At 66.5% G+C, this 1,560-nt stretch carries 2 protein-coding genes; both read right to left on the bottom strand.

Annotation, left to right across the window (positions count from 1 at the left end; all coding sequences use genetic code 11):
• Positions 1 to 1,016, bottom strand: a 1,016-nt coding sequence (locus AC04MI_RS25075; protein WP_476499032.1) for a DNA translocase FtsK 4TM domain-containing protein, incomplete at its 3' end; no start/stop codon positions are given.
• A gap of 73 nt (positions 1,017 to 1,089) precedes the next feature.
• The coding region (locus tag AC04MI_RS25070; protein ID WP_476499031.1) for a helix-turn-helix domain-containing protein at positions 1,090 to 1,560 on the bottom strand (471 nt) is incomplete at its 5' end.

Here is a 1,560-nt window from a genome sequence, read left to right as displayed (position 1 = left end):
GTGATCACCGGGCCGGGCATGGCCGCGACCACGCGCACTTCCACGCCAAAGTCCTTCAGCTTTTTCTCGATGAGCCGGCTGGTCATCTCCAGCGTCTCGGGGGCCACGGTTTCCTGGCGCTGCAGGGGTCCGTCAAGCAGGTCCACCAGCGGCAGCTTGCTGTCCGGCATCTCGGTGAAGAGGGGCTTCTGGCGCTCTTTCACCACACGGGTGCTCTGTGGCACATCCACCAGAATCGGCTCGATGATTTGCACGGGCTCGGGGTGGTGCACCTCGCTTTCGGTGCGCTCCTCCAACACCACCACTTCGCGCTCGCGGGCCGCCTTGCGGCCCACGGCGACGTCCTTGGCCACCTCGCGTTTTGCCAGGCGCGCCTGTACCAGCGCATCAAGGCGCCCTCCGAGAAACTCCGCCACATGGCCCCACGAGAAGCGGAACACCAGAGCCGCCCCCGCCACCGCCAGCACGATCGCCAACAAGCCGGAGCCCGTAAATCCCAGCCACTTCACGCCAGCTGGCCCCACCAGGTACCCCAGCACGCCACCCGCATGCCCAGGCAGGAACGATTCAAACCGGTACAAACGCGACCATTCCAGCGCCGTGCTGGAACACATCAGCACCACCAGTCCACCCCAGAACGTGGCCCGGCGCCCCAGAGGGCTGGCGGCGCCTGCCACCACTTCACCTCCGCGCATCCAGCGCGCAAGCGACGACAGCCAGGCCCGCACGCCAGCCGCCACGCACCACCACACTGAAAACCCCAGCGCAAAGTAGCTGCCATCGGCCAGCCAGGCGCCAAAGCGCCCCGCCCAGTTAGCAACGGAGCGCGCGTCGCGGGCACCCGAGGTGGACCAGGCCGCATCCTGGGCCGAATAGCTGACCAGCGCCAGCAGCCAGAAAACCAGGGCCAGCAAGCCCACCACCAGGGCAATTTCGTGGCCAAAACGGGCGGCGCCCGTGCGGGGCGGCGACTTGGCCGCCGCCGATGCATTCAGGGTATTGAGGGAATAGGTCATAAACGTGCGGGGTGAGCTTACCCCATGCGTTGCGCCGGGCGCACCACCCGGCGCAGGGTCCGCCCCCCGGATTTCAGCCCAGCGCGTTCAGCCGGTCCTTGAGCAGGGTCGCCCCGCTGGGCAGCGCCTCGATGAAGCCGCGCTCCTCCAGGTCTTTCATCACGCGGCTGACCATTTCGCGGGAAGCTCCCACCATCTTGGCCAGGTCCTGGCGGGAGATTTTGTCCTTGATCAGCAGCTGCCCCTGCGCATCGGGCACCGCAAAGTCCAGCAAGGCATGGGCCACACGGCCGTACACATCCAGTAACGCGAGTGACTCAATCTTGCGATCTGCATGGCGCAGCCGCTTGACCAGCCCGCGCATCACCACCAAAGACATGGACGCGTTCTCGGTGAGACAACGCGCAAACTCCGCACGCCCCAGCATCAGCACGTCTGTCTGCACCTCGGCACGCACCGTGGCCGAGTGGGGTTCGTTGTCGATGATGCTCATCTCGCCCAGGTAGTCGCCCTGGGCGAGGGTGGCCAGGATCACCTCACGCCC

This window comes from Acidovorax sp. LjRoot204, assembly GCF_056175785.1.
Note: the sequence above shows the minus strand (reverse complement) of the source record. Positions and strands in the feature narration are given on the sequence as shown.